We start from the raw sequence: 4,262 nt of genomic DNA on the forward strand, positions 1-4,262 counted from the left end.
AGAATCAGAGCAAACCGATGTGGAACTCCATGAATACAATGAAGAATGGGCCCAAAAATCCAAAGCCAATTTAAAAGAACTTCGCCTCACCAGAAATGACAAGGATGTGAGTTATGCCCTGAAAGCACTTGAAAAAGCCGCCAAAGGGAGTGAGAATGTCATGCCCTATCTTGTTAAATGCTGCCATGCCTATGCCACGGTCGGAGAAATGGCAGGTGTGTTCAGAGAAACTTTTGGAGAATGGAACGAGCCGGAGTTTTACTAGAGAATGTTAAGGAGGAGTAACTTGGAACAAACGACTTACCGTCTGGGTTGTGACATTGGTGGCACTTTTACGGATTTTGTTCTGGTAAATAATAAAACCGGAGAGTTTTATACCAATAAATGTCTGACCACCCCTTCTGATCCTTCAGACGCCGTAGAACAGGGCATTCGGGAACTTAATGAAACAAAGCCTGGATTCATGGACACAGTTGAAGAAGTTATCCACGGGACAACTCTTGTTATCAATGCCATCATTGAAAGAAAAGGTGCTAAAACCGGTTTGATCACCACAAAGGGATTCAGGGATGTGCTGGAGCTGGGAAGAGAAATCCGCTACGATGCCTATGATATTTTTTCAGAATACCCGGAGCCCATCGTGTCCCGTGCTCTAAGAATGGAGATAGATGAACGGCTCACAGCTGACGGCAGGGTTCTAAAGGGCGTGGATGAAAAAGAGGTGTTAAAAGTCCTCGAACAGTTCGAGGCTGCAGGAATTGAATCCCTGGCTGTCTGCTTTATTAATTCCTATGAAAATCCGGTGAATGAAAAAAAGATCAAAAATATTATTGAAAATAAAGCGCCCGATCTTTTCCTTTCCACATCTTTTGAAGTACTTCCCCAGATCAGGGAATATGAACGGACTTGTACTACGGCCGTCAACGCCTATGTTAAACCCATTACTTACCGTTACCTGGAAAAACTGAAGACCCGGCTTGAAACCATCGGATTTGAGGGTAAACTCTTTATCATGCTCTCTTCCGGCGGGATCACTAGTGTTGACACAGCAAGGGAATTTCCGGTCAGGATTATTGAATCGGGTCCAACGGCTGCTGTCATTGCATCCCAATATTATGGAAAGATGTTTGATATAAAGGACATGTTTTGCTTTGACATGGGCGGCACCACAGCCAAATCCTGCCTGATCCAGAAAGGCCATGCAGGTCTTGTTTCAACCTTTGAAGTAGGCCGTGTCCAGCGTTTTAAAAAAGGAAGCGGCCTTCCCATCCAGGTACCTGTTGTGGATCTCATGGAGATCGGGGCCGGGGGCGGAAGCATTGCCAAAATCAGTACACTTGGTCTGCTTGCGGTGGGCCCTGAAAGCGCCGGTGCAGATCCTGGACCTGCCTGCTACAAACAGGGCGGCGAAAACCCGACTGTTACGGATGCAGACCTCGTCTTGGGATATCTTGATCCCAAATTTTTCCTGGGCGGCACTATGGCCCTTGACCTGGAACTTTCCAAAAAAGCGATAGAAGAAAAAATTGCCCAACCTCTTGGCACTACTATGGTTGAAGCGGCCTTCGGCATCCATAATCTCATCAACGAGACCATGGCTGCGGCAGCCAAAACCCATATTGCAGAAAAAGGCGGCAATCCCAACATAATCACCATGTCGGCTTTTGGCGGTGCTGGTCCTGTTCATGCCTACGGGCTTGCAAGAAAGATCGGAGCCCCGGCTATCATGGTACCGCCCCTGGCAGGAGTTGGGTCAGCTCTCGGGTTTTTTACGGCACCCGTGGCATTTGATCTTTCCAGGAGTCACCGTGTGGCTCTTGATGATGCAGATTTTAAAGAGCTTGAACAGCTCTTTAACGCACTTGAACAGGAAAGTGCCGGCATCCTGGAAGATGCTGCAAAAGGCCAGGAAGTCATCTATGAGCGAACCCTTTTGATGCGGTTTGTGGGCCAGGGTGCGGAAACTGACCTTGTCATAGAAACCAAAGCCTTTGATAAATTTTCAAAAGAAGATATCAGAAGACTGTTTGACGAGGAATACAAACGACTTTACGGCAGAACCTACCATGAAACCCCGGTGGAGCTTGTCACTTTTAAGGTAAGAGCCAGTCTTCCCAAACGGCCATTTTCAATCCCTGAACTTAAAAATAACAATACTGATATTCAAACTTGCATCAAGGGTGAACGACCGGCATTTTCCTATATTAAAAAAGATTATATCCCATTTACGGTTTATGACCGGTCAAAACTCTTTGCCAATGCGAAAATCCCAGGCCCTGCCATTATTGAGGAACGTGAATCCACCATTGTGATTGGTGAGGATGCAACAGCAGAAGTTGACAATTTCGGCTTTGTATGGATCCAACTAAACCAATCAGGCATAGGTCAGGCGGGAGTGAAAAATGACAAATAACTCTGCAAGAAAATTTGACCCCATTACTTTAGAAATTTTATGGCGAAGACTTATCTCCATTGTGGATGAGGCAGATGCATCCGTTGCAAGAACGGCCTTTTCAAGTCTTTTAAGGGATGCCCATGATTACACCTGCATGTTCACGGACAGCCGGGGACAGGAACTGGTCCAGGGAACATTTTGCACACCGGGCCAGGCAGGCGCCATGGCCCTGGGCGTAAAAAAAATCATCAAATCTATTCCCCTTGGAAATTATAATGAAGGTGATGTCTTTATTGTCAATGATCCCTGGCTTCTTGCAGGACACCTCAATGATGTATGTGTCTTAAGCCCGATATTTTTTAAGGGCAGACCTGTGGCATTCACTGCCTGCGTGTTCCACCATTCCGATATTGGAGGAAGGGTATCTTCCGACAACCGCGAAGTGTTTGAAGAAGGCATTTATATTCCTGTAACAAAGCTATATGATGCAGGAAAACTTAACGAGGATGTTCTAAACATAATCCGGTGGAATGTGAGAACCCCGGAAGAAGTCACAGGCGATATCAGATCACAGGTGGCCGCCAACCATGTCTGCGCACAAAAAATCATAGAAATGATGGACGATGAAAGGCTTGATACTCTGGATACCCTGGCAGATGAAATCATTGACAGGACGGAAAGTTCCATGCGCTCGGCCATTGAAAAGATTGCCGACGGCACCTATGCCCATGAAGGCATTATTGAAGGTGCCGGAGAAAAATCGGATATTAAAATCAAACTTACTGTTAAAGTGGATGGGTCAGACATCTATGTGGATTTTGACGGTACATCAGATCAGGTGGACTGGGGTGTAAATGTTGTTTATAATTTTACTTATGCCTATGTGTTTATGGCCATCAAATCCGCATTTGACCCGGATATTCCCATTAATGAAGGCGCTATCCGGCCGATTAAGATGACGGCACCTGAAGGCTCAATCATTAACTGCAAATTCCCGGCAGCCGTGGCAGCCAGAATGCAGGTGGGCCACTTTATGACTGAAATGGTGTTTAATGCCATGGCAGAAGCCACACCGGATAATATCATTGCCGGTTCCGGCGGTACCCCTGCCCAGACCAACATCCTTTACGGCAAACGGGCCAATGGTAAACCATGGCACACCATGATTATCCGTGGCGGCGGCATGGGAGCCTCTTCCAGGTTTGATGGCCATCACTGTGCCATCTTCCCGGCTAACGGGGCCAACACACCTGTTGAGATTCTTGAAAGCGACACACCTCTGATCATTGAAGAAAGAGGGCTTGTCATGGATTCAGGAGGCCCGGGCAAACAGCGTGGCGGTATTGGCCGGCAGATGATCATACGAGCTCCTGATGATGGTGAAAATTCACCCAAAAGGACCACCTTTGCCATACAGGCCGGCCGGTTTATCTACCCGCCCCAAGGCATATTCGGTGGAAAAGACGGCTCAAAAGCCAAATTCCTGAAAAATGAGGAGAATGCTGATCCCAGCGGGCTGACTTTTTGTGACCCCGGCGATCGAATCTCATTTGTCAGCGCGGGCGGCGGCGGATACGGCAATCCCTTTGAACGGGACCCAAAAGCTGTAGAACGTGATGTAGAATATGGTTATGTAAGTATTGAAAAAGCAAAACAATATTACGGAGTTATTATTGAACCTGACTCTGGAACACTTGACCTGGATGCGACTCGAAGACTCCGTGGAATCAGTAGTGAGTGAAGAGATAGAAGGCACAGAGGAAAGGGATTTTTGAACATCGAACATCGAACGTCCAACGTCGAATTTTGAATAAGGTATTCTGCCATTTTATAAACCTATTTATAAATCGACGGAGCACTTCGGTCC

Annotated in this window: 3 protein-coding genes; all 3 read left to right on the forward strand. The window is 46.8% G+C overall.

The annotated features are described in order from the left end of the window. On the forward strand, nt 1-265 hold a 265-nt coding region (locus tag QAI40_RS16930; protein ID WP_304511910.1), incomplete at its 5' end, for a methylmalonyl-CoA mutase family protein. A 21-nt stretch (nt 266-286) separates the two neighbouring features. Beyond that, complete coding sequence (locus tag QAI40_RS16935; protein ID WP_304511911.1) at nt 287-2,413, forward strand: hydantoinase/oxoprolinase family protein; 2,127 nt, start codon at nt 287-289, stop codon at nt 2,411-2,413. Next, nucleotides 2,403-4,136, forward strand: a complete 1,734-nt coding sequence (locus tag QAI40_RS16940) for a hydantoinase B/oxoprolinase family protein (RefSeq protein ID WP_304511912.1) — start codon at nt 2,403-2,405, stop codon at nt 4,134-4,136. The genes QAI40_RS16935 and QAI40_RS16940 overlap by 11 nt, the downstream gene beginning before the upstream one ends. Nucleotides 4,137-4,262: the final 126 nt, after the last annotated feature.

The sequence above is a fragment of the Desulfobacula sp. genome (assembly GCF_030611305.1).
Taxonomy (GTDB): Bacteria; Desulfobacterota; Desulfobacteria; order Desulfobacterales; family Desulfobacteraceae; genus Desulfobacula.